Source organism: Pseudomonas sp. SWRI22, from assembly GCF_014268395.2.
GTDB classification, from domain to species: domain Bacteria; phylum Pseudomonadota; class Gammaproteobacteria; order Pseudomonadales; family Pseudomonadaceae; genus Aquipseudomonas; species Aquipseudomonas paracarnis.
This window is the reverse complement of sequence record NZ_JABWQK020000001.1, coordinates 3,607,888-3,634,740: the sequence shown is the minus strand read 5'-3', so window position 1 is coordinate 3,634,740 and position 26,853 is coordinate 3,607,888. Positions and strand designations below refer to the sequence as shown.

General features: G+C 59.3%; 22 protein-coding genes and 1 pseudogene. 3 read left to right on the top strand and 20 right to left on the bottom strand.

The window, feature by feature from the left end; all coding sequences use genetic code 11:
- Positions 1-17: 17 nt before the first annotated feature.
- From HU730_RS15920 to HU730_RS15900, 5 genes are all read right to left on the bottom strand, one after another.
- On the bottom strand, positions 18-1,466 hold the full coding sequence (locus HU730_RS15920; RefSeq protein WP_186527398.1) for an adenylosuccinate lyase family protein: 1,449 nt from the start codon (positions 1,464-1,466) through the stop codon (positions 18-20).
- Positions 1,466-2,899, bottom strand: a complete 1,434-nt coding sequence (gene purB, locus HU730_RS15915) for an adenylosuccinate lyase (protein WP_186527399.1) — start codon at positions 2,897-2,899, stop codon at positions 1,466-1,468. Before purB ends, HU730_RS15920 begins: the two co-directional genes overlap by 1 nt.
- A 29-nt stretch (positions 2,900-2,928) precedes the next feature.
- Positions 2,929-3,915 (bottom strand): HOASN domain-containing protein, encoded by a 987-nt coding sequence (locus HU730_RS15910; RefSeq protein WP_060764836.1) that lies wholly within the window; start codon positions 3,913-3,915, stop codon positions 2,929-2,931.
- A 39-nt stretch (positions 3,916-3,954) separates the two neighbouring features.
- Positions 3,955-4,986 (bottom strand): HOASN domain-containing protein, encoded by a 1,032-nt coding sequence (locus HU730_RS15905; protein ID WP_186527400.1) that lies wholly within the window; start codon positions 4,984-4,986, stop codon positions 3,955-3,957.
- Between the two features lie 364 nt (positions 4,987-5,350).
- Complete coding sequence (locus tag HU730_RS15900) at positions 5,351-7,420, bottom strand: EAL domain-containing protein (protein ID WP_034126092.1); 2,070 nt, start codon at positions 7,418-7,420, stop codon at positions 5,351-5,353.
- Positions 7,421-7,764: 344 nt separating this feature from the next.
- Between HU730_RS15900 and HU730_RS15895 the strand changes: the two genes are divergently transcribed.
- Entirely contained in the window at positions 7,765-8,019 is a 255-nt protein-coding gene (locus HU730_RS15895; RefSeq protein WP_230032401.1) for a hypothetical protein, read from the top strand.
- 11 nt (positions 8,020-8,030) lie between these two features.
- On the top strand, positions 8,031-8,360 hold the full coding sequence (locus HU730_RS15890; protein WP_034126094.1) for a DUF6388 family protein: 330 nt from the start codon (positions 8,031-8,033) through the stop codon (positions 8,358-8,360).
- Between the two features lie 8 nt (positions 8,361-8,368).
- Here HU730_RS15890 and HU730_RS15885 read toward each other — a convergent pair whose 3' ends face one another.
- The 15 genes and pseudogenes from HU730_RS15885 to tssA form a co-directional block, all read right to left on the bottom strand.
- Positions 8,369-9,211 carry a serine/threonine-protein kinase gene (locus HU730_RS15885; RefSeq protein ID WP_186527401.1) on the bottom strand — a complete coding sequence of 281 codons (843 nt, stop codon included), beginning with the start codon at positions 9,209-9,211 and terminating at the stop codon, positions 8,369-8,371.
- A complete protein-coding gene (locus HU730_RS15880) occupies positions 9,208-9,930 on the bottom strand; it encodes a PP2C family serine/threonine-protein phosphatase (protein WP_060764839.1) in 723 nt (240 codons plus the stop codon). Before HU730_RS15880 ends, HU730_RS15885 begins: the two co-directional genes overlap by 4 nt.
- 2 nt (positions 9,931-9,932) lie before the next feature.
- Positions 9,933-13,269 (bottom strand): annotated as a pseudogene (gene tssM / locus HU730_RS15875) (type VI secretion system membrane subunit TssM).
- Positions 13,270-13,284: 15 nt separating this feature from the next.
- A complete protein-coding gene (gene icmH / locus HU730_RS15870) occupies positions 13,285-14,145 on the bottom strand; it encodes a type IVB secretion system protein IcmH/DotU (RefSeq protein WP_034126098.1) in 861 nt (286 codons plus the stop codon).
- A 5-nt stretch (positions 14,146-14,150) separates the two neighbouring features.
- On the bottom strand, positions 14,151-15,479 hold the full coding sequence (tssK, locus tag HU730_RS15865; protein ID WP_034126099.1) for a type VI secretion system baseplate subunit TssK: 1,329 nt from the start codon (positions 15,477-15,479) through the stop codon (positions 14,151-14,153).
- A gap of 1 nt (position 15,480) precedes the next feature.
- Positions 15,481-15,966 (bottom strand): type VI secretion system lipoprotein TssJ, encoded by a 486-nt coding sequence (gene tssJ / locus HU730_RS15860; protein ID WP_034126100.1) that lies wholly within the window; start codon positions 15,964-15,966, stop codon positions 15,481-15,483.
- A 5-nt stretch (positions 15,967-15,971) separates the two neighbouring features.
- Entirely contained in the window at positions 15,972-17,165 is a 1,194-nt protein-coding gene (gene tagH / locus HU730_RS15855; RefSeq protein WP_186527402.1) for a type VI secretion system-associated FHA domain protein TagH, read from the bottom strand.
- Between the two features lie 10 nt (positions 17,166-17,175).
- Positions 17,176-17,307, bottom strand: a complete 132-nt coding sequence (locus tag HU730_RS15850) for a hypothetical protein (RefSeq protein ID WP_034126102.1) — start codon at positions 17,305-17,307, stop codon at positions 17,176-17,178.
- Positions 17,308-17,342: 35 nt separating this feature from the next.
- A complete protein-coding gene (locus tag HU730_RS15845; protein WP_186527403.1) occupies positions 17,343-18,872 on the bottom strand; it encodes a sigma 54-interacting transcriptional regulator in 1,530 nt (509 codons plus the stop codon).
- 83 nt (positions 18,873-18,955) lie between these two features.
- Positions 18,956-19,981 (bottom strand): type VI secretion system baseplate subunit TssG, encoded by a 1,026-nt coding sequence (gene tssG / locus HU730_RS15840; protein WP_034126104.1) that lies wholly within the window; start codon positions 19,979-19,981, stop codon positions 18,956-18,958.
- Positions 19,945-21,732, bottom strand: a complete 1,788-nt coding sequence (gene tssF, locus HU730_RS15835) for a type VI secretion system baseplate subunit TssF (protein ID WP_186527404.1) — start codon at positions 21,730-21,732, stop codon at positions 19,945-19,947. Before tssF ends, tssG begins: the two co-directional genes overlap by 37 nt.
- Positions 21,722-22,123 (bottom strand): type VI secretion system baseplate subunit TssE, encoded by a 402-nt coding sequence (gene tssE, locus HU730_RS15830; RefSeq protein ID WP_054898539.1) that lies wholly within the window; start codon positions 22,121-22,123, stop codon positions 21,722-21,724. The genes tssF and tssE overlap by 11 nt, the downstream gene beginning before the upstream one ends.
- Positions 22,124-22,137: 14 nt before the next feature.
- Positions 22,138-23,616 carry a type VI secretion system contractile sheath large subunit gene (gene tssC, locus HU730_RS15825; RefSeq protein WP_186527405.1) on the bottom strand — a complete coding sequence of 493 codons (1,479 nt, stop codon included), beginning with the start codon at positions 23,614-23,616 and terminating at the stop codon, positions 22,138-22,140.
- Between the two features lie 15 nt (positions 23,617-23,631).
- The gene (gene tssB / locus HU730_RS15820) at positions 23,632-24,141 is read right to left on the bottom strand and encodes a type VI secretion system contractile sheath small subunit (RefSeq protein WP_034126107.1); all 510 of its coding nucleotides are present in this window, start codon (positions 24,139-24,141) and stop codon (positions 23,632-23,634) included.
- A gap of 25 nt (positions 24,142-24,166) precedes the next feature.
- On the bottom strand, positions 24,167-25,708 hold the full coding sequence (tssA, locus tag HU730_RS15815) for a type VI secretion system protein TssA (protein ID WP_034126108.1): 1,542 nt from the start codon (positions 25,706-25,708) through the stop codon (positions 24,167-24,169).
- A gap of 467 nt (positions 25,709-26,175) precedes the next feature.
- Here tssA and HU730_RS15810 point away from each other — a divergent pair, with 467 nt between their 5' ends.
- Entirely contained in the window at positions 26,176-26,694 is a 519-nt protein-coding gene (locus tag HU730_RS15810) for an Hcp family type VI secretion system effector (protein ID WP_034126109.1), read from the top strand.
- The last annotated feature ends 159 nt before the right edge of the window (positions 26,695-26,853 follow it).

Sequence of the window (26,853 nt, the reverse complement as noted above, 5' to 3'; positions counted from 1 at the left end):
GCAAATCTGTTAAGGGATCAGTGGCCGGCGAGTTTGGCCAGCACGTTGTCAACGATGCGTTCGGACATGCCCAGGTGAGTCCGAGGTTCGAACAGTCGGGCCAGGGCGCCGTCATTCATGACCGCAAGCACCCGCGCATCGGCCTCGATCGCCTCGCGGATCGACACGTGGTTGCGCTGGCTGGCCTGGGATACCTCGAAGATGATCTGGTAGGCGCTGCTCTTGCCCAGCTTGCGCGCCATTTCGAACACCACCGCTTCGGTGCAGATGGCATCGCCATAGGCCTGGGCGGTGCATTCCATTTTCTGCACATTCACGGTGAGCCCATCGATGGTATCGGTCAGAATCGAGAGCGCCATCAGTGCATAGTGGGAAACGTCCGCGACCGCGCACCACTCCAACCGCGTACCGCGGTAATCGCGCTCATGCTCAAGAATCATCGCGTCCAGCGCGAGCATGACCTGGGCCTTGGCCAGCCGTGCCAACACCACCACCTGCTCGCAGCCTTCGGGGTTGCGTTTGTGCGGCATGGTGCTGCTGCCGATCTGCTGGTCGCTCCAGCCCACTTCCACTTCAGCGATTTCCCAACGATTGAGCGTACGGATTTCATCGGCTACGCGGGCCAACGAGGCGGTGACCATGGCCAGGGTGCTGACGAACTCCGCAACGCGGTCACGGGACACATGCCAGCCCGTCAGGGGCACTTGCAGCGACAAGCGCTGGGCAAAACGCTCCAGCATCGGCATGGCGTCCGGGCCGAACGCCGCCATGGTGCCGACCCCGCCGAACAGTTGCACCACCAGTACACGCTGGCGGGCTTCGGCCAAGCGCTGCCGGTGGCGCAACAGCTCATCGATCCAGCCGGCGACCTTCAGCCCGAAGGTGGTCGGCAAAGCGGGAATCGAGTGGGTCCTGGCGACCATCAGCGAGTCACGGTGCGCATCGGCCAGGGTCGACAACTTGCCCAGCAAAGTCTCCAGGGCCTTATCCATCGCATCAAGAACATCGCGCATCTCCAGGGATTGGGCGGTGTCCTGGATGTCTTGGGTGGTAGCGCCGTAATGCACGTATTCACGGGCACTGGGGCTACAATTTTTTTGCAGGGCGCTCAGCAATGGCATCAGCGAATGCCCAGTGGCAGCCACGCCCTCGGCCAGTTGGCGCACATTGATGCCCGATAGCAACGCGGCCTTTTCGATCTCCAGGGCCGCCTCGCGCGGGATGATGTTGACATCGGCCTGGGCCATGGCCAGCGCAGCTTCCACATCCAGCCAACGTTGCAGGCGACAATGACTGCAGAAGATCTTGCGGCTCTGCGGGCCGGCATAACCCGAACCGTGGGTTTTCGAATCGAGGATGTGGCTGTGTTCGTGGCGGCATTGCTCGCCGTCATGATCAAAGCCCGGGTGGTCCGAACGTGCGGTGCAAGACGCACGGGCTGTCACTTCCAATATTTGCGCATCCATCACATACCCTCCGTAGCGTACAGGGACTGACTGGTATTGCCTTGGGTTGCCATCACCGCCTCAGCGCCATCGCCTGAAGCGCGAGGTCTTGCTTTAGTTGCCACCAGATCGACCATCTCGGCCGCCAGCCCTGTGTAGGCTGTCGGGTCAAGCAAGTCATCGAGCGTTTGCGCGCTGAAACAACCGCGCAGCCGAGGGTCGCCAAGCAGCGCATCGCGAAAGCAAACGCCCGCGTCCTGGGCCTGCAGGGCGATGTCGTGCACCAGATGATGGGCCGTCTGCTTGCCACACCGAGGCGCCAGCGCAAGCATCACGCGCTCCGACAGGATCAGCCCGCCCAGCAAGTCCAGGTTGCTGCGCATGCGCGCTTCACGCACCTGCAGCCCAGCCTGCAGCAAGCCTTCCATACGAGCGAGCAACGCACCGGCGTAAATGAACAGCTCGGGTAAGGCCGCCCATTCGATGCGCCAGGTGGTGCCGTCACGCTCGTGCATCTGGAAAGCGGCGTCGGTCAGCGCAACCATCTGCGCGCGCACCAGCCGCGACAGCGCGCTGATCAGGTCCACCGTCGATGGGTTTTGCTTGTGGGGCATGGTGCTACTCCCCACTTGCCCTGCTCGCCGCCCCTCGCGCACTTCGTCGATCTCGGTGCGCTGCAGGTGGTAGATCTCATTGGCGACACGGCCCAACGTCGCCGACGCCTGCACCAGCAACCACGCGGCTTCCAGGATGCGGTCGCGGGCGCTGTGCCAACTGCTCAACGGTGCCGACAGGCCGAGGCTTTCCAGGGTGCGGCGCTGCACTTCCAAACCGTGCGGGCCAAGCCCGGCCAGGGTGCCCACGGCGCCGGTCAGGTTGCCGACCATCACCCGGGCGTAGGCTTCGTCAAAGCGTTCAAGGTGTCGATCAATCTCATCGACCCACACCGCCACCTTGTAGCCGAACGTGGTGGGCAGTGCGTGTTGACCATGGGTCCTGGCGACCATCGGCGTGTGCTTATGGCGCAGGGCGAGCGTGAGCAGATGCCCACGGATCCCGCGCAAGCGCTGCACCGCCAGGCCCCAGGCATCGCGGATTTGCAGGATCAGCCCGGTGTCGAGGATGTCCTGGGTGGTCACGCCGTAATGCACGTATTCGCCCAGCCCATCGGCGCATAACCCCTGCAATGCGCGCAGGGTCGGCACCAGGATATGCCCGGTTTCCAGGCCTTCGCGCCCCAACGCGTCGAGGTCCAGCAGTTCCACGCTGGCTACCCGGGCAATCTCCCGGGCGGCCTCGTGGGGGATGAGGCCCATCTGCGCCTGGGTCGCCGCCAGCGCTGTTTCAACATCGAGCCACTTCTGCACCTGATTGGCATCAGAGAAGATCGCAGCAAATTCCGGGGACGAGTAAGCGCCCCCGTGGATACGGGATTCAGTGATATGACTTGGCATGTCGGGTTACTCGGGTTGTCCAGGGAGGGCTACTTCACGCGTTGTACTTCTTCCCAGACTGCATCGTAATAAGCCCGCTCCAGCCGGAAGTGCTCGGCCAAAGACGTCAGGAACGCATTCTGAAACCCGAGGTCCGGAATACGCCGTGAGATCAGCGCCCATTCACGCTTGGCCCGCGGCGGCACCAGGCTGATATGCACTTCGTAGTACTCCGCGTCATCCTGGCTCAAGCCCGCGTTGCGCAGGGCGTTGTACAGCTTGCCGTGGTTGCCCGGCACCACCAGTTCGGTGATGTAGAACACCGCCAGGCCCCAGCCGACATCGGGGTTGCGGAAACAGCGTGCGCGGTTGTTGAGGTAGGCGATTTCCTCGGGCATCGTCGAGAGCGCCTCGAAATCGGCATTCAGGCCCACGGCGGCAAGCAGCTTGGCTAACAGGCGGGGGTGGGAGCGCCGCTCGTCTTCTTCGCCCAACTCGCCGTAGAGATAACGCGCCAGGGCGGCCGCCTCGTCCACATCAGTCAGGTTGACCAGCAGGTCGGCGGCATCCCGGTACAGGCGGTACGTGCGGAACCATTGATGGCGCAAAAACACCTGCAGTTGCTCGCGAGAGGCTTTGCCTTCAAACACATACTGCGACATCGGATGGTTTTCCCGCGACTGCGCGGCAATCTGCTCTTCCAGGCGTTGCTGGAAACCGGCCTCGGACAAGGGTGATGCCAGGTCGGCTGACGGCATGAAACGCTCTTGTACGCTATAGACGGCATTGGCCAGCCAGCGCCGGGTCGAGGCGGTGGCCACGTCATCGCTCAGCGACAGGATGTACAGCAATTGCTGGCACTGCGCTGCATTCGCGGCGTCGCCACGTTGGCCGGTCTCGCACAGGGCGCGCAGCATATTGGCAGCAATTTCGATGCGATTGAACGTCGCGTCCGGCTTCAAGGCTTCCGCCAACAGACGGGCTTCGGCCGTGTGAATATTCTGCAATTGCGGCAGGGAAAAATTACGTGGGCTCATCATGTGCTCCATTATTTTTGTTTTCGGATCGCAGGTCGTTCAGGCAGACAGGCGTTGGGCCTGCATCTGCTGCCACAGGCTGTCGAAGTAGGCCTTGTTGATTTCGAAGTGGCGCTTGAGTGCGCGCATGAACGTGCGCTGAAAGCCCTCCTCGCTGGCAAACTTGGCAATCAGTGCCCACATTTCCTCGGTGTCGATTTCATCCTGGGTGCCATGCAAGCGGTGGAATTCGCTGGGCTGCTCTGGAACGTCGAGGCGCTGCAACAGCTCGTAGATGCGCCGATGGTTGACGCAACTGACAGACTCCACCGCATACAGCAGCGCAAGGCCCCAGGCGACATCCGTGTGGCGCACACAGCGAATGCGATTATTCAGGTAGGCCTTTTCCAGCGGATGCAACGCGGGGAAGTCGATGGCCAGCGGAATATCGAAATACTCCATCAGATGGGCGAGCATCGCCGGGTGCGAACGCTCCGGTGTCTCAGCCCCTGCTTCGCCGTACAGGTTGCGGTAAAACACCGAGGCGTCCTCGATGGCTTCGAAGCGAAAGGCCAGTTCGGCCAGCAGGCTGTAGAAGTTGTAGGAACGGGTCCAGTGATGCTCCAGGAAGAAGCGCACATCCTGCACCGGCGGCGTACCTTGGAACAGGTGCACCGACATCGGGTGGTTGACCCGGCTGCGTGCGGCGATTTCAGCGTCGACCTGTTGACGGAACTCGTCCACCGGCAACGCGGTGAAGCCCGGCACGTCGGCGGCGAACTCATCTTCGACGCGGTAGACCTCGCTGGCCATCCAGCGCCGGGTCGGCTCGGTGCGCGGGTCAGCTGGAATATGCAGTTGCAGCAGGGCTGACTGGTAGTGCGCGTAGGCGCCAGCGTCTCCCGCCAGGCCTTGCCGAGTCAGTGCGAGCAGCGCTTCCAGCGCGCGGGTGACCTGGGTGTAGTTGGCGCCAGGTTCCAAGGCATTCGTCATCAGCCGCGAGGCGGTGGTGAACAGATCGGAATCCGAGCGTTGTTGCAGGGCAGCAGTATCCATTGATAACCCCTGAATCTTGTTTTTGTGGTTGGACATACTCGGAAAAAAGCCTAAAGGTTCCCGTAGTGGCAAGGTCAACACCTGTAGGAAAATTCTTTCAAGACTTGGCGATGGGAGGTGATGGCGTCAGGGCGGAACCCCAATTAGCCGTTACCGCAGGAATGGATATGTACACGATCCAACTGTATCGGCTGTCAGGCCGTCTTCGCAGGCAAGCCAGCTCCCACATTTAGATCGCGGTGCGTCAGTTAGATCAGCGTCGGCTGTCAGTCCGTCACGGGAGCAAGCTCCCTCGCCACAGGTCCAGCGTCGCACCAAAGTTGTGTAGGTACCTATGGTCATCGCCGACGAGCCAGCGCCCACAGTTGGATCGGGGTGCCAAGTAGATAAGGGTCGGCCATCAGACCAACGCCCTGCGCTCAAGCACAAAGCGCGGCAACTGATCCCCAGGCAGTGCCTTGCTGAAATACCAGCCCTGGATAAACAACTCAGGCCCGTTACTCAAAAAGGCCAATTGCTCAGCCGTCTCGACCCCTTCCACTACCACGCCCAGGTCCAGGGCCTCGCAGAAGCGCAACATACCGGTGAGCACCTGGGCGCCTTTAGGGTCGTGCTGGGCAACCACAAAACTGCGGTCGATCTTGATGAAATCCACAGGAAACTGGTGCAGATAGCTCAACGCAGAAAACCCAGTGCCAAAATCATCCAGATAGACCTTGGCCCCCATGGCTTGCAACTTCTGGATGGTTTGGCGGGTGGCCGGGATGTCGCTGACCAGCGCGTCTTCGGTAATTTCCACTGAAACTTGCCCACGGGCCTGGCCAAGAATTTCCACCAGGCGGTCGCCATAGGCGGCGTCCTTTAGTGTGGTACTGGAAATATTGATGGTCATCGGCAGTTCAAAACCCATCTTCTGCCATTTCTGATACTGGCGCACGGCCTGGGATGCCACCCACACATCCACGTCCGGCATCAGCCTGGCGTGCGCCAGCCATTGCAGGAACTCCCACGGCGAATGCACCGTGCCCTGGCTGTCCCGGGCGCGCATCAGCGCCTCGCACCCGGTGCACAAACCGGTGCGGGTGGAGACCTGGGGTTGAAACTCAAGATAGAACTCGTAATCGCTGATCTGCTGGATGCGGTTCAACTCAGCGGCCTGGCGGGCCAATGTCTGGTGGGTGGCCAGCACCGGGTCGAACTCTAGCAGACGGCCTTTTTCCTCAAGGCCGCGAAAGGTCATGTCCAAAGATTTGAGATACACCGTGCCGCCATCGCTGGACTGGCGATGAATCGCTCTCACGTAGGGCGCATACACCAGCGTGCCGGCCCCCAGCAGAACGATCTGCAACACCACCGCCGCCACGTCGCCGTGGGTGCTGAGGTATGCATTGAGCAGCACCGGGGCGGTAAACGGCACGCTGGCCACCGCCGGCGACACCCAGCCCAGTTGTACCACCATCAACGCCACCATCGCGTTGAACGCCGGTACCAGTAGAAACGGTATAAACAGGCGCGGGTTGAGGATGATCGGCAAACCGAACAACAGCACCTCGCTGACATTGAATAACGACAACGGCAAACTCGCTACCGCCAGCAAGCGCATGGACTGGCTTTTGGAAAACAGCAGGATCGCCAGCAGTAGGCATAAGGTTGCGCCCGAACCACCGATAAACGCAAAACTGCCCAGCAAGCCGTTATTGAGCAAGTACAGCACCGGCTCCCCCGCCGCCAACGCTGCGCCATTGAGCGCCACGGCCTGGTCCAGGGCATCGAATAGCGGCTGCATGGCATACACGCCGTGAATGCCGAAGAACCACAGCAGCGAATTCATCAGTGTCACAAACAACCCGCTGCCGTAAGGCGTCTGCAACGCATCAAGCACCTGCGGACCCTGGATTTGCGCCACATGGGGGATCAACAGCAGCAACGACAACACCGTCACCAACGACAAGGCCGTGAGTGCGCCGGGTATCACCATGTTGATGGTGCCCTTGAGGTTATGGCCGACCAGGTCCTGGTTGACCAGGCGTGTCCAGCGAAAGCGGTGCAGCCAGGCAATGGCAGGCACATTGATCAAGGGCGAAGCAATGGCAATAAACAGCAGGAACGTGGCCGAAGCACGCGGGTAATCACGCAGCACGAAGGTGGCGACCACCACATGGGCCAGGCACAGGAAGGCAACCGGCAGCTGTGGCAGACGGTGTTGAATCGCCAACATATAACCGATGGAGGCCGCGACCAGCAGTGGGATCACCGAACTGATCTGTTTATGCAACCCCGCCAGGAAACTCACCACTTGGGGATCGAAACCCAGCGCCAGGGCGCATTCGGACAGAATCAGGAAGCCGGCGGACACCAACAGGCACGGCAGAATCCACAGCAGCCCCTCACGAATCGCACGCAACGACTCCGTGCTGGCCAGGACCGCCAGGCGCTGGGTCAGGAAAAGTTTGAACAGGGTGTGCGCCATGGGCCGTCCTCTGCCTGTCACCGACTGCCGCTGAAGATCAGCGGCCGGAAACACCGCTAACGCTACACGCCCTGATAGCCGAAGCGAAAGCCTTTATCCCCGTCCCAGCCCGGCTTTTTACCAGTGAATGCCTGGCTGCTAGACTAAATCCCTACAGATTTATCGAACTTTCTGACTTGAATCATCCCCTAAGGCTGTCTGAGTCGGTATCATCCGCACGGTTTGTGCGTGTTAAACGATGTTACAACCTGTCTGATAATGGGTACGCACTCAGGGAATCTTGCCTGGAACGACAACAGGCCAAAGGAGAGAACCTCACTATGCAAGACAAGCGCTCAAGTAACATGCGTCCTCTATTCGTCACCATTGTGCTGTGGTTGTGCAGCGTGGTGTTGCTGTTTGTGATCAAGAACGTCATTGAATTGTTTACCGGGCCTGTGGCTGAAACCTGGGTAGACCTGACGCTGGTGCTGATCGCCTATCTGATGTTTTTCTTGCTGGCGCCGTTGCAGAACTGGATGCGACGCAGGTCGCGCAAGCGTGCCCGCCATCACCTCAACGCACGCACGTCCGATAGCAGCTCTCATCCTTCTCGTTAAGGTGTCTACCTGTGTCGACGCTTAACGATACTTATCAGCTTGCACTGGACAGGTTTCTGCGCGAACAACCGCAGGTCGCTGCCGAGCTGGACAGTCTTAACCCGCTGGTAGCCCAGGCCAGGGGCGAAACCCTGGCGCAGTATCGCGCCGAACGCCTGCATGAGGCTTTCGAGGCACACGCTGAACAGCAACAGCTGTTCGCCTGGGAATTGACCCTCAAGCTGACGGCCGATTCCACCGAAGCCTTCGAGGCCCAGCGCCGTGAAGTGCATAAAGAAGTCGCACAGATGGCGGGCATGGACTGGCTGGAGTACTGCCAGTTGCACGGATTGGCCGTTTGACCTCTACCCTACAAGCGCCAGCGTGGCCGGTTGCGCCCCATGACTTGGCGCAACTCGGCGACCGTTATGCTTCGGTGCTGCGGGTCCACCGCGAGCCCAGCCTGTAACGCCGCCCAGCAATGCCTGGGCAACTGCGCAGGCCGGGACAGTCGGTCCATTGCGCAACGTTCGCCAACACGCTTGCCATGGGCCAGTTCGTATAGGATGCAGGCCACGCCGTACAAGTCGGCGGCCGCGGTCAACGCCCCGCCGGCCAACAGTTCCGGGGCTGCGTAGGCAGGTGTCCAGGCATTGAAACGACTGCGGCTGACACTCGGCAAACCCACCCCAGCCTGCCCGGCGGCATGGCCTAGCCCGAAGTCGAACAAGCGCACGCCCTCCTCGCCCACCATGACATTGGCTGGTTTGACGTCACCGTGCAGCACGTTTTGCTGGTGGGTGTAGACCAAGGCATCCAGCAACTGCACGGCGATGGGTTGCAGTTCGCGCCAGGGCAACCCATAAGGGCATTCCAGCAGCAGACGGTCCAGGGTCAGCCCCTGCAACAACTCCATGGTGAAGAACGCGACCTGGCTGTGTGTGTCGACTTCGAACGAGAACGTCCGTACCACGCGGTCGTGCCGAAGGCTGCGGGTCAACGCAAACTCGTTGTACAACAACACATGCGCATCGGGACATTGGGAAATGGATTCGTCCACCAGCTTGAGCGCCACGTTCGAACAGCGCTCGCCTAATTGCTCGTGCAGCAGGTCGCGCGCACGGTACACAACGCCCATACCCCCTCTGCCCAAGACATGCTCAAGGTGATAACGCCCAACCAGCAGACGCAAGGCTTGTGGCGACGCGCTCAAGGCTGCACGACAACCGCGGTCAGGTCATCATGTACCGGCCTGCGCAACGCCCCTGCAAATAGCCGTTCCACTGCCTGCTGGGGCGTTTGCATACTCAACGCTCGTCCCAGGTCCACATGGCTGAGGGCCTGATACAAACCATCACTGCATAATAAAAATACATCCCCTGGGCGGGTACTGAGTTCCAATGCCTCAAGGTGCAACCGCGAACCCGCGCCCACGGCTCGGGTCAAGGCCCTGGCATCGGGGTAGGCCTGGGCTTGCGCGGCACTGAGGTGACGCTCGTCCATGAGCCGCTGCAGCAACGAATGGTCCTTCGACAATTGGTAGAGACTCTGCCCGCGCCATAGATAGCAGCGACTGTCTCCCGCCCAGAGACAAGCCGCCCGGCCTTTCTCCAGCAGCAGTGCAACTACGGTACTGCCCATCGTCGCATCAGCAGGTGCACCAGGTTCTATCCATGCACGCCTCAACCCTTGGTTGACGCCCTGCAAACAACTGCGAACGGCCTGGATACGCTGATCGAGGTTGCCCTGAGCCGACACGGCTGCCAACTGCCTGATTACCCATTGGCTGGCGACATCCCCGTTGCGATACCCGCCCATGCCGTCCGCAACCGCCCAGCAGCTGCGGCGCGGGTCGTCCAGGAATGCATCCTCGTTGCGCAGCCGCGCCTGCCCCTGCTGTGTACGACCAGCGCTGCGCCAGGGGGCTGCCATCTTCACAGTTGCTCCGGCAAGCGAAAGGTGCGCCACGTATCCACATCAAACGGGACAGGCGTGCGTTGGCTGGTCAGCAGGTAATTGACGCGCAGGCCGGCGAGGTCTGCCTTGAAAACCTGAGCATTTTGCCCACTGGCGGGTTCTCTCTGCAGCTGGTCCAGAAACCGGAACAGTGACCAAGCCCCTGTGTTCTTCTCGATTCCCAAGGGTCGCTGCTCGGTGCCTTTCTCCAGGACGAGACTGCTGCGCCCATTGTCTGCATCGGTGGGCCAACGGAACGCCACGGGCACGATGGGACCGTGGCGATATTCCAATTGCTGGTCACCCACGCGCAGAATCGCACGACTGATCGATGGGTCCAGGCTGTAGGGCGCCACGGTAAACCGCACAGATAACTCCTCCGTGTCCTCGGTAAAAAAACCGCGGCGTATGGCCTGGGTTTTTGTCAATTGCTCCAACAGCGAACGCGAAACCGGCAAGCTCTGGCCATCCAGCCCACGCAATCGGTAGCGAGTGCCGTCGACACTGATGAAAGGCCGCAGGTAGTTCTCATAAAAGCGCGCCATCACCCCTCGTGGCTTGAAGAACTCCTGAAAATCATGAAGGGCTACGTCATTGCTCGCGTTGGCATGGAACGGGTAACGTCGTCCAATTGCCTTGGCGTAAGGGCTACGCACATCGCTCTGATAGCGTTGGTTGACGTGCACATAGGCCTGCTCCAGCAAATGCCGCCAACTCTCGTCGGCCAGGCCCTCAAGCCAGCCGGCAACGGGTAGCGGCAGACGCGCAGCGGCATCACGCAGGCTACCCAGCACATCCTGCTGCCCCTCCATACGCTGCCGGGCACGCAGGAAGGCTGCCTGCTCGGGTGCGCTGTCACGGTTCAATGCCGTCAGTTGCAAGTGCAGTTCATCCAACTGACGCAAAGCCTGGGTCAACTCTGCTCCGGGGGTTGTTCTGCTCATCCAGCAATTGATGCAAAGGCTCGAATTTTTGTTGCAGCGCCCGCCGCGCAGCATCAGTCCCAGCCACCAGCGCCGCCTTGGCAACGTCTGCGGGATGTTGCACTGCTTTATCGAGCAGCTCATGACCTGGCAGCAAACGCGTGTTTTCACGCAACTGTTGCAACAACCGAATCAAAGGAGACTGGGCCGAAGTCAGGGTCATGAGCTGCTCGGCGTCCTGGCGTAGGCTGTCGGTCTCTTGCAGCGTGATACGGCCGAGAACATCGCTCCAGGCATCGGCATATTCACTGAAATAGCGCTGCTGCAATTGCGCCATCAGCCGACTCAGATCTTGATGGCCCAGGTCGGTACCCTCACCGAGCACCCAGTTATCCCGGGCAATGGTGTCAACCAACCGCGGGCCCTGCGTCTCAAAGTACTGCAGATACCTTTTGGTATAGAAACCCGGTACGGAGGGGGCGATACCAGCGAATACATTGCCCTCGGCCAAGCGCAAGGGTTCCAGGTCGCGGGCTTGTTCGCGCAGTACCCGATACACCACGTCGGCCAATGACTCGCCCCTCAGTGCTTCGCGAGCCTGAGCCACCCGTTCCTCGTTGAGCGGCCCGACAAACGGGCGCTCAAGCAGCCGCGCAAAGTGATCATTCAGGCGCTTCTGTGTCGACATGTCCCCGGCAAAACGCTCCGACCAGAGTCTCGCCATATGTTGTGCCAGCCAAGCAGTCTCACGGCGCTCGCGCAAGTTGAGCATCAAATACGCGCGCAGATTGTCCAATAGCCGGTCCCGATCTCCCAGGCTGGCATATACCTGCTCGTCCAGTCGGGCGGTTATCCAACGCAGCAATTGCTGGTGCAGTGCCTGCTCATAGGCGTGTTCGACACTGGGCCGACTCAGCTCGCCCTGATACAGCCCAACATGCTCGACCAGGCGCACATCTGCCGACCTGGGAAAAACCCGGGTCGCCGCCAGCCGCGCATCCAACAGCGCCAACAGCGCCGTGCTGTCATCGCTGGCTTGCGAGCCAAGTGGCGGGAGAGCTACCAGTGCCGCCAACTGCGCCAGTCGTTGATGGTTGACGGCATAACTGTGCCACCACAGCCCGCCGACACCGCCAATAACCAAGGCTACGGCCATCGCTTGCAACCCCTGGCGCCAACGGATTCGCTGTCGTTCCTCGGCCTGCAAGCCAGCGAGGTCGGCTTCGGCAAAGATTGCCTGGCTGAACAGGCCCTGCACAAATCGCGGGTGCCGGCCATCGGCGCAGGTCAGGAAAATCCCTCGCAGACCATTGATGGGTTGGTAGCGATGAGAGGAAAACGCCATTTCAGCGAACAGATTCACGCGTTCACCTATTCGTGCCACCTGCTGGGGGAATCCCAGCATCAGCCCCCGGCGCTCGACATTACGCTCCTGGTGCAATCGCCCGATCAGCTCACTATTCAAGCGCTGTAACAATCGCTCGACCGCCCGGCGAACCTGCGTAGTGTCAGTATCCTCGACATGGGCGTCCAAGTGCTGCCCGAGCAAGCTGTCAGCACTCTCTGCGTGAGGCAGGTCGAAGAACTCAGCGAATCCCGACAACCGATCGGCCTGGGTCAAAACCAGGTAGATCGGCACATCCACATGCAACGTCTGCTGAATCTCCTGCAAACGTGAGTGCACACGGCGTGCGTGATGATCCAGGTCGTACTCGTTGATGCTCAACAACGTGTCGACCGACAGCGTCACCACTACACCATTCAGCGGACGCACTCGGCGCCGCCATCTGAGCAGATTGAGCAAGGTTGCCCAACCTGCGGCATCCACTGAGCTGTCAGGCTGGGTAAGGTAGCGCCCCGGCGTGTCGACGAGTATGCCTGCGGCGGCAAAGTACCATTCACAATGAGTGCTACTGCCCATTGGTCGCCCTTGGGCAGGGTCGAGCGCCAACGGCAAGCCGGCGGCAGCCAGTAACTGCGTTTTGCCACTGCCCGGCTCGCCGATCAACAGGTACCACGGCAGATCATGGCGCCACCGTGCGTTATGCACGCCATAATGGCTGGATGTTTTCAGCAGATGCACAGCGTTTTTGAATCGAACGCTTACCTGACGGCGCTCATCCTCGACCCACTTCAACGGCTGCTCACGCGGGGGCCTTTGGCGCCTGGTAGCACTACCAGTATCCGTAAGCGCTATCACCAGCCCCCACAGTAAAAACACGATGCTGATGGTAAGCAGGCGAGCAGTCGTCCCCTGCCAGATACGATAGTCATCCACTGCCAACAGCGGCCCTAAAAACCACACGAGTGCCGCACAGGAAAGCGCCAGCAGAAGGCTCCAAACCCAAACCCTGCCCAGCACGGCGCCCATCCTCTTGAAGAATGCGCTCATTCATTGCTCCAGCGTTTACAAGGGCGTACGAATCAGGTCCGACGCCGAGAATTGAAGGGGTTGCAGTGCATTCGATCGTTCCTTGCTCAGTACCCAGGCAAATCCTGTATACAGAGCCAACAAACAGCTCAGGGTGAATGCCACACACCAGGTGACGGGAATGACACGGATCCGCTTGTGCGGGTCCTTCCCCTGTATGGCAGGCAGTAGCGGCGCCTTCAGCGGTTCCCCACGTACATGCCTGATCTGGCGATACACGGCATCACGAACAGCCTCAAGTTGTGACGCCCCCCGCTCCATGACCCGGTATTTGCCCTCGAACCCCAAAGATAGACACAGGTACAAAAGCTCCAGCATCGCCAGGTGCTTGAGGGGGTCGCGCGACAGCCGCTCCAGCAGTTGGAAAACTTTTTCGCCCCCGAAGGTTTCGTTATGAAAGCGGCTCAACAGGCTCTTCTTCGACCACTCGCTCTGCGCCCCCCACGGAGTTATCAAGACCGCCTCGTCAATCACACTGCACAACACATAACGCGCCGATATTATCTGGCTGCTTTCCACGCCGCCCTGCAAAGCGTGGTTTTCAAATTGATTGACAGCCAACGACAACCGCTCGTTGAGCGTGTCCCAACTTTCACGGCCAGAGCAGCGCCTGAGCCCTACGACCTCGGACAATACCGCCCAGGCTGCGTCGACTATAGGGTTGAGCCCAACCTGGAAGCTTTGCGTATCGAGCCTGAGGCCGGCGTAGATCATCCGATCTTCCAACTGCTCATAACGCGGCGGCGACGGGAAGTCCGTTAATGGTCCTTGGGCAGGCCCATGACTTTCCCGGTCAAGCAAGACGGTTTTTTCATCTTGAGTGCATTCACTTTCCATGGCGTTCAATTCCTGATGGCCCAGAAGTCAAGTTCAAGCCCGGTGAACTCACCTCCTACGTGGAAAGCGAAACCACCTGACTGCTCCAGTTGTGCGATATCACGAGCGCTCATATCGAGCATGAAGTAGGTCTTGCCGGCGTGAAATGGAATCTGTCGCGGCGCCACTGGCAACGACGTGACCTTGATACCGGCCAAGTGCAGGTTGACCAATTCACGTATGCGCTCAACCGGCGCGACTTTCAGGTGTGCCGGCAGACGCTGGCGCAGTTCCTGCGCCTCACACTGCGCAGTGGCCGCCAAAATGAAGGTGGCCGTACCAAGCAATTTCAACTCGCTGACTGGGCATACCAGGACGCCATATTGGCGCGGCTGCAAAGCCAACTTGATCGCCTGTTGCTCCAACACCACAGACAGCACCAAGCGCACCTGCTCCATCAGCCCACGAAAACTGGCGCCCTGATTACCGTGTTGGTAGTGAACGCTCAACTGCGCACGCTTACTGTCACTGGCGAACGTTGATAGCTCACCGAGCAGCGACACCAGCGCACGGAACACTGCTTCGGGCCGCACCCGAGCCTGGCTCAGGCAGTGGCGCAGCTCCAGCTCGGTACGATTGATTACTTGCAGCATCAGGAAGTCAGCGATTTGTGTGCCTGCGGTCGTGCTCTCGCCACGAATACGTGCAGCGATGGCATCGCCCCTGCTGACAAGCAGGCCGATCACCTCCTTGAGACACGACGCCACGTACCCATGCTCCTGCACGAAAATGAACGTAGGGATGAACGTTGTATCCAGGTTCACTCCCCCCTCGTCGGTGGCGTCCAGTACCTGGGCGATCTTGAGTTTGACGAAGTGCTCGTCATGCGGGTGTTCGCCCAACAGAAGACGTAAGTCGGGACGTGCGCAGTTGATCCGGCAACGCGTATCCACACCCGCATTGGCATCTCCCACTTCCACTTCGCAGCTGACGTAGCGTGCCAGCACATCACTCTGTCCTGGCTGGCGAACTTCAAGGTGACTGCCACTGGCCAACGGGAGCGCGAGGAAAACGCCTTGTCTGCCCGTGTCGGTGGGTACCTGCAACACCAGAGGTTCCATGCCGGGGCTCAACTCAAACAGGCTACCGTCCGGCAAAACGCCGCTGGCCTGGTTGACCACCAGCTTGCCCAGCTTGAGGTACTGCAAATTGAGTTCCAGCGTGAGCAAGCCCCAGGTATCGCTGCCCAACAAGCGCGTCTGGGTGAGTTGTTGATGATAATAACGGTCGTTGTGCTGCAAGTGCTGTGGCCGCAACAGCATGCCTTCTTGCCAGATAACTTTCTGAGCCTGCATGTCACTGCGCCTCCAGGCCGGCGAGTGAGCCAGCAACGCGTATACCGGTCTGATCCAATACCAGATCAGCACGGTTACGTTGTTGCACGGTCAGCGGGATCAGCAGCCGCCACTGGACATTGGGCAGGTCTCGATAAGCCGCCAGCACCCCCACGAAACGACTGTCAGGTCCGATACGAAGCTTGAGCCCCAGGCGGTCCCCAGGGCGCAATTCAAGTTCGTCGCTGTTTACCCAGTCCTTGGACAGCGTCTGCTGCGCATTGCCATACAGACCGAAGAAGTCGGCATGTTCAAAAGCGACGCCCTGGCGCAGTTCAATCAACTGCACCACAACTGGCGAGGGGCGGCCATGCAGATCCGGGTTGACGAGTTCACTGGCGGTCAGCGCCATGTCTAGCTTGGTCAGCTTAGAAAAAGGCGAGGCGGCGCTGCAACCTGTCAATAGCCCGAACATGAGCAACAGCAAAGCAAGGGTGACTCGGTACATGAGCATTATCCTGGAAAATCAATATGCAGGCTGGAGATCAGGCGCACCTGCTCCTCATAGGCCTTGGCGAAGTCGCCCCCCAAAGGACGATCATTCAATCGCTCTTGCGCCACCAGACGCTGGTAATGACGCTGGTACGCACGCCAATGCCCACCATCCGAGAAAAACCCGACCGACTTGCCCGAGGACTCGAAGCATCCCAACAGATAGCTGGGCTCAAAGGCCGCACGGGCGTTGCGCAAGGTGCTTCGACAGGCGGCCAACAGTGCGACCTGATGCGCTTGCAGTTCCCGGTGAGCCTGGGTGATAGCCCGTACAGCGGGCATCTGGCCTAACGCACTTATATCCAACATCGCAGCTACCGCAGCATCGATGTCGCTACACGCTTTCAAGGGATTAAGGCCCACACCATGGCTGCCGAACGGCGCTGTATCCAACTCGTTATTCAATTCGTCGCGGGTGCGCAAACTTTGTTGCAACCCTTCGATAGTCAGGCGAAATAAGCGCGCCACCTTGATCGCCAGTGCTTGCCGACCCGGTTGATCGAGCGTATTCAGGTCCAGGCCCAAGGCTGCTGCAAATTGTGGCCAGAACTCGTCATCAGTCGGCACAGTCATCGCTGCCTGTACCGTAGCAACCTCTACCGCGGGTTCTTCCCGACGTGGGAAGACCACGTGCTCCCGGTCAGCCCCGTAGCGATCCGTCCACACTTGCTGCTCATCGGCGGACTCGTTCAATGCCTCCAGATCCTGCGAAAAGGCATGCATACGGCAATCAAGGTCCAACTGATGCGAAGGGCCCAGCGAGAGAAAGGCGTCTTCAGGAATCGTTACTGCCGAGGCGGCCTGCAGGCCGCCAGCAGGTTGCGGTGGCTCCAGCAAGCGCGCACGTATCGTCAACGCTCCCAGCTCGAACACTTCGCCATCACTGATCAATCGCGCGTGCCCCTTGCGCAGGCGCTCATGACTCCCTGCCACCCTGATTCCGTTGCGGCTGATATCCGTGAGGAAATAGCGGCCCTCGCGGTAGGCGACCAGTCCATGGTGGCTGGAGAGCACGCGGCTGGCGTCAGGTATTACCCAATCACATTCCGAGCCGCGGCCGATCACGCCACCACTCACGTCAAACACTTTGCGGTCCAGGGGCACGTTCTTTTCGCTCTCGGGCGCGCAGATCTCAAACACAAGCTGCATCTTCATGACCCTCCATTCAGCGGCCACGAGTGATCGCCTGTGGGTCACCCACAGGATGGTACTCAGCGTCATCGAATACATAGTTGGCGTTACAGCCACCCAGCAAAAACAGTACAAGCACGACGATGTGCCATGGACGATCAGGCATCGGCTTTCTCCCATAGTGAAAATAAGGTGCGTCATTCAGCGTTCTTCCCTGGCATCGCCAAAGGGAATGTTCAAGCGGGCAAGACGGTAGAGCAGCGTACGCCGGGCAAGCCCTAGCTCCCGTGCCGTACGGGTGCGATTACCGCGATTCTTGTGCAGGCAATCGAGCAAAAACGTGCGCTCCACTCGTTCCATGCGCTGGCGCAGGGTCGCTTCATCGGTAGCGGCTGGCGTCAGTGTCATTGGCAGCGCCAGATGCTCCGGTCGGATCACGCTGTCGTCACACAACAGCACGGCGCGCTCCACCAAGCATTTGAGCTCGCGTATGTTGCCGGGGAAGCTGTGGCTGGAAAGTTGATCAAGGGCGGTATTCGACCAATCGACAGGTGACCTTTTCAGCGCTTCGCAAACCTTGTCCGTGAAATAGCGCGCCAGTTGCTGTACATCGCCGTCTCGCTCGCGCAGGGCCGGTAGAGTGATGGGAAACTGAGCAAGCCGATAATAGAGATCCTCGCGAAAGCGCCCCTCGGCAACCATCGCCGCGAGGTCGCGATGGGTGGCAGCAATGATGCGGACATCAACCTTATGGGCTGCACTGGCGCCCAGTGGGCGAACCTCGCCCTCCTGCAGTACCCGCAGCAACTTGGCTTGCAGTGACAGCGGCATATCGCCGATCTCATCCAGCAGCAACGTACCGCCATGCGCAGCGTCGAACAGCCCCGCGTGATTGCGCTCGGCGCCAGTGAACGCGCCTTTTCGGTAGCCGAACAGTTCGCTTTCAAGCAACCCTTCCGGGAACGCTGCGCAGTTCTGCACGACAAAGGCCTTGGCCTTGCGCGGCCCGGCGGCATGGATGGCACGGGCCACCACTTCCTTGCCAGTGCCGGTCTCACCGTGCAGCAGCACGGTATAAGACGTGTGCAGCACTTTACTGATCAGCCGGCACGCCTGCTCCATTGCCGCACTGGTGCCAATCAAGCCATATGTTCCAGCCAACGGTTTGTCGCATCTGCGCTTTGTGCCAACGATGGGCTGGATATCGCGCAGTGCGAGTAACTGATTCAAGGCGAAGCTGCCCAAATGCCCCAAGGATGAGGCGTAGCCTCGCAACTGGACCGACTGCTGGTGGGCGAAGACCAGCACACCGGTCATACGTTTGCATCGGCTGAGCAGCGGCACGATCAATAGCGCACGCCAGGGTATCGCCATTGCCGGGAGGAAGCGGGTGTCATACCCACTGTCATGCACATCCTCCAGACTCAGGACAGAGCCCTGGTTCAAGGTGTCGTGCAGCAGCCCTTGGTGGGACTGATCGGGACACGCAGGCGCAACGGAGAGCGATGGTATCTGGGCCATATGCTGAGCGGTCAGTTCAAGCCGGCCGGTCACTTCGTCCAGCAGATACAATTGGCTGAGCTCACACTGGCTCAGCCGTGCCGCCCCGGTAACGCATCCTTCAAGTAACGAATGTTCATCGCGCTCGAACCCCAAGCGTGTGAAACAGGCAGACAGCGCGTCGACATAAACCAGCGGGTCGGCCTCTTTACCAAGCAGGTTATCGGTCATGGGCTGCACTCGTCGAAACACGCCAGGGCCAGCACTGTGTCGGTCTTGCCGACAGCGCGCCGATCAGTTGTTGCAGGTCCGCATTAGTCATGGTCATTAATCCCTGATGAATTGTGGGTCAGCGTGACCACGCCATCGGCCTGTTCATGCGCCAGCCAAGTGGTCCAGCCCAGGCGGCAAACTGTGTTCTCACCAATATGCAAGGCCTTGATCTGGCCCTGCGCCAACATCAGGCTCAGGTCGTAGTCCAAGGGGTCCCGCAGGGTCAGGCGCACCAGCGAACGCAGTGGTTGGTAGGCACTTCCGGTGGGCAGAAAATCGTGGAAACGCTCCCAGCACAGCGCCCGGACATGCACCCTGAACTTGCCACTGCGGTCAGCGATGCGGTGCCCCAGAACCAGGTCATCGCCAAGAGCACTATTGGCCCGCCCCAGATGATTGCGCTGCGTCTGGCAGACCTCGACCGTACGTGCAACCCATTGCTCTAGAAACAACGCCTCGTGCATGAAGTAGTAACGCAGGACCGACTCGATCAACGCCGCCGAATGCACCCGTAAGCTCAGCAAGCCAAGGTAAGGCAGCAGGCGCTTGCAATCGACTTGGCAAACGCCCCGTATCGCAGCTGCGCCTAGCCCCATCAAGGCAAACATCTGCTCGGAAAACCTATCGTTGGCACCTGCCCGGAAACACGCCCGATAGCGGTACTTGCGCCAGATCGGCAGCATCAGCCGGTGCAGCCGATGGTGGAACAGGTCGAGGAAATCCCGAGTCGGGTTGCCACCCGAGCGCTCGGCGAATGCCTGCTCACCATAAAACGCGGGCAGTGGTGACCCCGCACCGAATAACCCCAACACATTCAGACGCAGGCGTGCGCGCAATTGGCCCTGTTCCATAAAGAACTCCACCCGGTCAATATCGTGCGCGGCAAACCCGAGACCAGGGTTGGCCTGGAATTCCAACTGGTCGTACAGCGCGTCGTCATCTAAAAGCGGATGGGCCTCGCGCAAATGCTCGATAACCTGCAGAACCGCCTGAAACAACGTGAACTCACGGATAACGCGACAAAGATGAGTCAGAGCTGGGGTTGCTGTCCCATCTGGGATGGCCATAGATACACGTCTCCTTGTGTGCTGATGACCCGCAACTCGTGATACGAATTGAGGCTGGCATAAAGCGCAAAAAACTCATTTAGAACGCAAGCGAATACAAACAGGTCGCCCTGGCCAACAAAGCCCTGGGAATCGACCGTCAGATCGATCCGCACGCCTCGGATGGGCAGCCCGCGGTGCAGGCGATCCACTGGCTCTTGGCGGATGGAGAGCAAGGCGCCCAGTCTTTTCTGGCTGACCTTCAGCGCCTGGCGATCGTAATAACGCGACAAATCGTAGGACTCCAGAATCACTTTCAAGGCATTGATATCGGTCAACGACAAATAGTTGAGCGACATGTTGCTGATGAGCTTCCACAGATAGTCTTGGTCCAGTGGTGGTGCGAAGCTCGCCGTTGGCGCGGTGATGTTGCGGAACGTCAACGACTCCGGCGTCTGCTCACCGGGCAGATTGATATCACCCGCACGCAGTTGGCGCGGCAGGTTGCAATTAGTACAGGTCAGTTCGACCGACAAGGTTTCATGGCCCCGTTCGCGGCGGTTGCCAAACCCCATCCAGGTATCGAGCCCGGCATGTTGAACCGACGAGCGTTGGCGAATGCTGTAGCTGGGCGGTGCCGCCAGGGGCTCAGTGTCGCAGTCATGCTCAAACGACTCGAACGGCACGTAGGTTTGATAGCCCAAGCCACCGGGGCGCCACCCAGTGACCTGATCCACGGAAAAGACGCTGGCATTACCCGGCGTATATTCCCCGGGCACCAAGAGGTACTCATCCTGCTTTCCATCCAGGCGAATAGGAATCGCATCCTGCTTGAACAGGTTGACGATGGGCGTGCAATACAACTTTATGTTGTCCAGGGTGGGACGCTGAGGTTCACGGCCGTAAGTGCGATGTTCAAAGCGCATTACCATGCCATGCGCCTGCCGGAGCAGCTCGTGAGACAGCGTGTGCAGCACACTCAGACCTTCAACGTCGACAAACAGGTACTTCTCGGGAAAAGCAAAGTACTCCTGCAGGTGTCGATAACCCCCCAGGGCATTCTGCGGATAAGGAATCAACGCCTGCTCCTTGGAGAATCCCACCGGCCGAACCTGGTCAGCAGCAAGCCGTAGCATCACGGGCATGCCATCGCTGGCGATGATCGGCATACCGTCGTGATCCAGTAACAGCAGGCAGATCCCATCGAGATGACGCAACAGGTTCAGATACAGGCCCTGACTGACATAAGGATCTCCGGCCAGGTGCAAGCGCAGTGAATCAAATGCCAACTCGCTGAAGTTACCTGCGACACTCATGCTCAGGTGCAAATCCAGACTGGCCCCTTCGCCCTGGCTCCGGTATTCCAGGCCACTGAGTTGCAGGGGCATGACATCGGTGGCGTAACATGTACGGAACCGGCAACGCTCGCCGTGGATGGTGGCGCTTTCCACGGCGGTGTCCCGACCCACTCGAACACCGGGACCAGCGCGTTTCAACGGATCGAATTGCAGGATGCTGAAGGCCGGTATCGGCCGCATGTAATGAGGCCAGAGCAAGTGCATCAACGAATGCGTCAACTCCGGCAGTTCGTCATCCAGCTTCTGGCGCAGGCGCGCGGTCAAAAAGGCAAAACCCTCCAGCAAGCGTTCGACATCCGGGTCCTGACCAGCCTCGGCGAGAAACGGCGCCAGGGCGGGATTGCGCTCTGAAAAACGCCTGCCCAGTTGGCGCAGGGCACTGAGTTCGCTTTGAAAATATCGGTCAAGCGTCATCGGTAAAAACCTCAACCCGCCCGGCATCCGTGAGGCGGGCGTGGAACACCACGGGCTGCAGGATGCCGTCAATGGCCCGCTCAGCCTCGATGGCAAACGCCAACTCCAGGGATTCACGCGCCCCCGGCAACAGCCTGACACGTGCATTCGTCAACCGCGGTTCATAGGCCTGGATAAAGCGCTCGATATGTAGACGCGACTGGCTCAAGGACTCATGCAAGCTAAGCCGCATGTCATTGAGGTCCGGCAGCCCATAATCAGGCAATGTCTTGACACTGCCCGCGCGAGTGCTGAGCATTTTCCCCAGATGGGCAGCAATGGACGCCGCCCCGCCCTCCGGGGGCGACGCACCGCATTCGAGGCGTTCGAAAAGGCTGCCGTGCTCTGGCATGCCGTAGCCTCTGCTCATTCTTTATCCAGCTTACCGACCAGGGACAAAGTGAAATCTGCCCCCATGTACTTGAAATGCGGGCGCACAGTCAGGTTGACCCGGTACCAGCCAGGTTCGCTATCGACATCACTGACGACAATGCGTGCAGCTCGCAACGGGCGCCGCCCACGTACCTCGGCACTAGGATTTTCCTGGTCCGCCACGTACTGGCGAATCCACTTGTTGAGTTCCAGCTCCAGGTCTGTGCGCTCTTTCCATGCGCCCAACTGCTCGCGCTGCAGCACTTTGAGGTAGTGCGCCAAGCGGTTGACTACCATCATGTAAGGCAATTGGGTGCCCAGCCGGTAATTCAGCTCTGCGGCCCTGCCCTCCTCACTGATACCAAAGGATTTTGGCTTCTGCACGGAGCTGGCGGAAAAGAACGCCGCGTTATCGCTGCCTTTGCGCATGGTCAAGGCGATGAAACCTTCTTGTGCCAACTCGTATTCGCGTCGGTCCGATACCAGCACCTCGGTAGGGATTTTGGTTTCGATCTCGCCCATGCTCTGGAAGTGATGCAGCGGGAGGTCCTCGACCGCTCCGCCGCTTTGCGGGCCGATAATGTTCGGGCACCAGCGAAATCGCGCAAAGCTGTCGGTCAGGCGGGTGGCAAAGGCATACGCGGTATTGCCCCACAAGTAATGCTCGTGGCTATTAACCACATTCTCCTGGTAGGCAAAGGTCTTGACTGGATACTCAAGGGGGTCATACGGGGTACGCAACAGAAAGCGCGGTACGGTAAGGCCGATATAACGGGCGTCTTCGCTCTGCCGGAAACTTTGCCACTTGGCAAATTGCGGACCTTCGAAATGATCTCGCAGATCCTTCAGGTCCGGCAGCCCGGTGAAACTTTCCAAACCGAAGAACCCGGGCCCGGCAGCGGCGATAAAAGGCGCATGGGCCATGCTGGCGACGCTGGAGGCGTACTGCATCAGCTTCACGTCGGGTGCGTTGGGCGAGAGAAAGTAGTTGGCAATGATTGCGCCCACCGGCTGTCCGCCGAACTGGCCGTATTCAGCACTGTAGACATGTTTGTAAAGCCCGGACTGGGTGATCTCCGATGAGTCTTCGAAGTCGTCCAGGAGGTCCTGGCGCGAGACATTCAAGAGCTCGATCTTGATGTTCTCGCGAAAATTGGTGCGCTCGACCAGCAACTGCAAGCCTCGCCAGGAAGCCTCCAGTGCCTGGAAGTCCGGATGGTGCAGGATTTCATCCATTTGCTGGCTGAGCTTGGTATCGATCTCGGCAATCATGCGGTCGACCAGGTGTTTCTTTACCGGCTCATCACAGTTATGTGGCTTCACCAGCTCTGCAATGAACGCCGACACGCCGCGCTTGGCGATGCCGTAAGCCTCGTCGTCGGCACTGAGCAAGGTCTGGGCAATGATGTTATCGAGGATGCTGCAGGTTTCGGTGGTTTGTACGAGTTTCGAGCTGTGTTCAATCGTGTTCATGGTGTCAGTGTCCCTTTACTGAAACGGTAATGCTTGAGGGCTGTCCAGCCCCAGTTCGGCCAGGACTCGAGCGCGGGAGTCGTCATTGGCCAATGCCTGCTCGATAGCCTTGCGAAAGTTCGGCGTGTTCCCCAGCGGCCCCTTGAGCGCCACCAGGGCTTCACGCAATGCCATCAGCTTTTGCAACGCCGGGATCTGCTCGACCAGGTTTGCGGGGTTGAAGTCCCTCATGACGTTGATCTGCACCTGGATCGGCAACTCCTCCACATCAGCGGTATCCTGCAGGCGATTGGGTACGCTCAGCGTCAGGCTCAAGGCTTGCTTGGCCAACACCTCGTCAAAGGTGTGCTTGTCGATACCGATGGGCTTGCGATCCTCGAGTTTGCGTGGGTCCGCACGCTGGGAAAAATCTCCCAGCACCAGCAGCTTCAACGGCAGCTCGACTTCTTCCTGGGCCCCACCGACAGCGGGTTTGAAAGTAATATTGATACGTTCCTTGGGGGCTACCGAACCGTCTTTGGCCATGGTGCTTTTCCTTTTTGATGAGGCGCTATTCAAGTACTGCTTCAAGATCGAAATGGCACAACCTGCGATGCAGTGCGTCTTTGCAGTCGCATATGGGCTGGGTTTGTGGCAACAGCTCATAGCAGCGATACAGAAGCTTGCCGACTTGCAAGGTCAGCGCCGGCTCCCAACTTTCCAGGCCTGTGCGCTGTAATTGAAGGTCGAGTTCTTCCAGCTGAAGCCTGGCCAGCTCATGCTTGCCAGCCGCCACGCACAACCTGGCCAGCGCCAGGCGCCAATGAAAGCGCGCTCGATCACCGCACGCCGCCTGCAGCCCTTGCTTGAGTACGGCCACTGCTGCCTTGAGGCCGTCCTTTCGCAGGCAAGGCATCACCGCTTGCAATGTGGTCTCCCAGGGCTGCGTGTCACTGTCGGCGACAACATGGGAGGGCTCGGGCTTGTGCACGTGACGCATCACATGCAGCGCGATCCACTCACCTGTCGCAGGGTCGGCAAAGGGGGTGCCGTCGTTGAACCGATATTCAGGCAGGTGCGGCAGGCGCTGCAGCAGCAGAGCCAAATGCATCTCCAGTTCAGTCATGGCCAGGTTTGCATGCAAGGCGTCCAGGCACTCCCAGACCATGCGCAAACCATCCAACCAGAACAACGCACCCGCCAGGCTTACCTCAAGCTCAGGCAACAGATCGGCGTGATGGCCTTGGCTGAGACGTTCTTGATAGCGCTTGCGCTTGTCCGCGACCAACGGGCGCAACGCCGTTACTCGCTCACTGTTGGCGTCGGGATAATTGACGAGCATCAACCACGCCAAGGTTCGACCCAGGCGCAAGGCACGCAGGTCGGTTGCGTCCTGGCGCAACCACCAGGCACATAACGGGCGGGCCTGCTCCTGTAAAGTGCGCAGCAGTCTGTGCGCGTCTTTTTCGTTATTGATCGGTTGCCCGGGACTCAGCAACTGAGTCGTCTGCTTGACCTGGGCAATGACGGTCGCTACACCGCCAGGTTCGGACACACCCTGCGCCAAGCGCTCCGACAATTGCCGGCGAATCGGCAGCAGCAAAGGTGCATCGCTTCCAAGTTGTTCGCCCCATAGCTGGTCGAGACATGCCAGGTGTTCCAACAGGGCCTGGAATAAAGGCCGTTGATCGCTGAGCGACGGGTTGAGTGCAAACGCTTGCTCAAGGCGCGACACCAGCCAGCCAAACGCCGCAGCACGGGTTCGTAGCTTGCCAGGGTAAACCTGCTCCCAATGGAGTTCACACAGGTCACGCAGCAAACCGAGACCGGCCAGCAATCCAGCAAATGAATCACGTTGATACAGGGCCCAGACCAACCAGACGGCGACGCGTAGATCCTTGGAGTGATCACGCAGCAAATGCTCGCTGATTTCGCTGACCTTCTGCCAATCCGGCTGGCCCGCAACATGGATAGACTGGGCTTTGCCAAGCTCGGCCTCCAGCGCTTCAAACTCGCTCGAAAAACGCACGTCACTACCAACAAAACTGCTTGAGCAACATGCTGTCCGTGCAAGCTTGCGGTAATGAACATAAAGTTCTTCTGAATAAGCCATTTTGAGTTGCACACATCCGTCCGAGGTAAATAGGAGGACTTAACGCCATTGTCGAAACGCCCTTGAACTTCCATTAAAAACTCATCGAAGTGAGTGAACCTTAGCCACGACAAAAACAATCAGCAAGTAACGGAACGGAACTTAAGAAACGTCCTACACACCCAACAAATAAAGGAATGCGCAACTATTTGCGCACCTCTTCATCGAAAAATCCACGCTTTATCTCCGACAGCCGCGCATTTACAACTTATAGGGCATGAGCAACTAAGTGCGCGCAGGCGTGAAACTAATAGCGCTGAAATCCACCTACCGCTCGACAATAAGCTCTCAACAAACGAACACAGAGCCGCCTTCGTCTTTATTTCATTGGCTTTCATACTTTCAGGCACGCTTCTTGTTATAGGCCTCTGCCCCTTCAGCGCTTTTGCTGTTCGGCAATCCTACTCAATCAGGCAAGGAAACCCGTCATGCCAACACCCGCGTATCTCTCCATCACCGGTGTCAAACAAGGTTTGATTACGGCAGGCACATTTACTCAGGACTCGGTAGGCAGCATTTATCAGGAAGGTCATGAGGACCAGATACTGGTACAAGCATTTGCTCACCAGGTGATCATTCCTCGCGACCCGCAATCTGGCCAGCCAACCGGTCAGCGCGTGCACAAACCGCTGATGATCAGCAAGGTTTTCGATAAATCCTCACCCTTGCTGTTCAGCGCCCTGACTACCGGCGAAGAAGTGTCCTGCCGGTTGGAATGGCTGCGCAACTCTTCCTCCGGGACCCTGGAGCACTATTTCACCATTGAACTGGAAGGCGCGACCATCGTGGACATCCAATCGCGCATGCCCAACTGCCAGGACCCCGACAACGCCCACTTCACCCATCTGGAGGACGTGCACTTCAGCTATCGCAAGATCATCTGGACTCACGAGGTCGCCGGGACGTCCGGTTCGGACGACTGGCGCAGTCCAGTGGCCGGCGGCTAAGCAGGGCGATAGGGCCCCGCTAACGAGGTGCCGAGTAATGGGGCAAGAGCGTTTTGCTTGATTTGCCGCTTTTGCAAAGTGAGCCGCCGTCATTGCGGAACCCTAGGTGGCCGTTACCTGAATAACGGATATGTACGCGGTCTGATCTGACATCTGGTC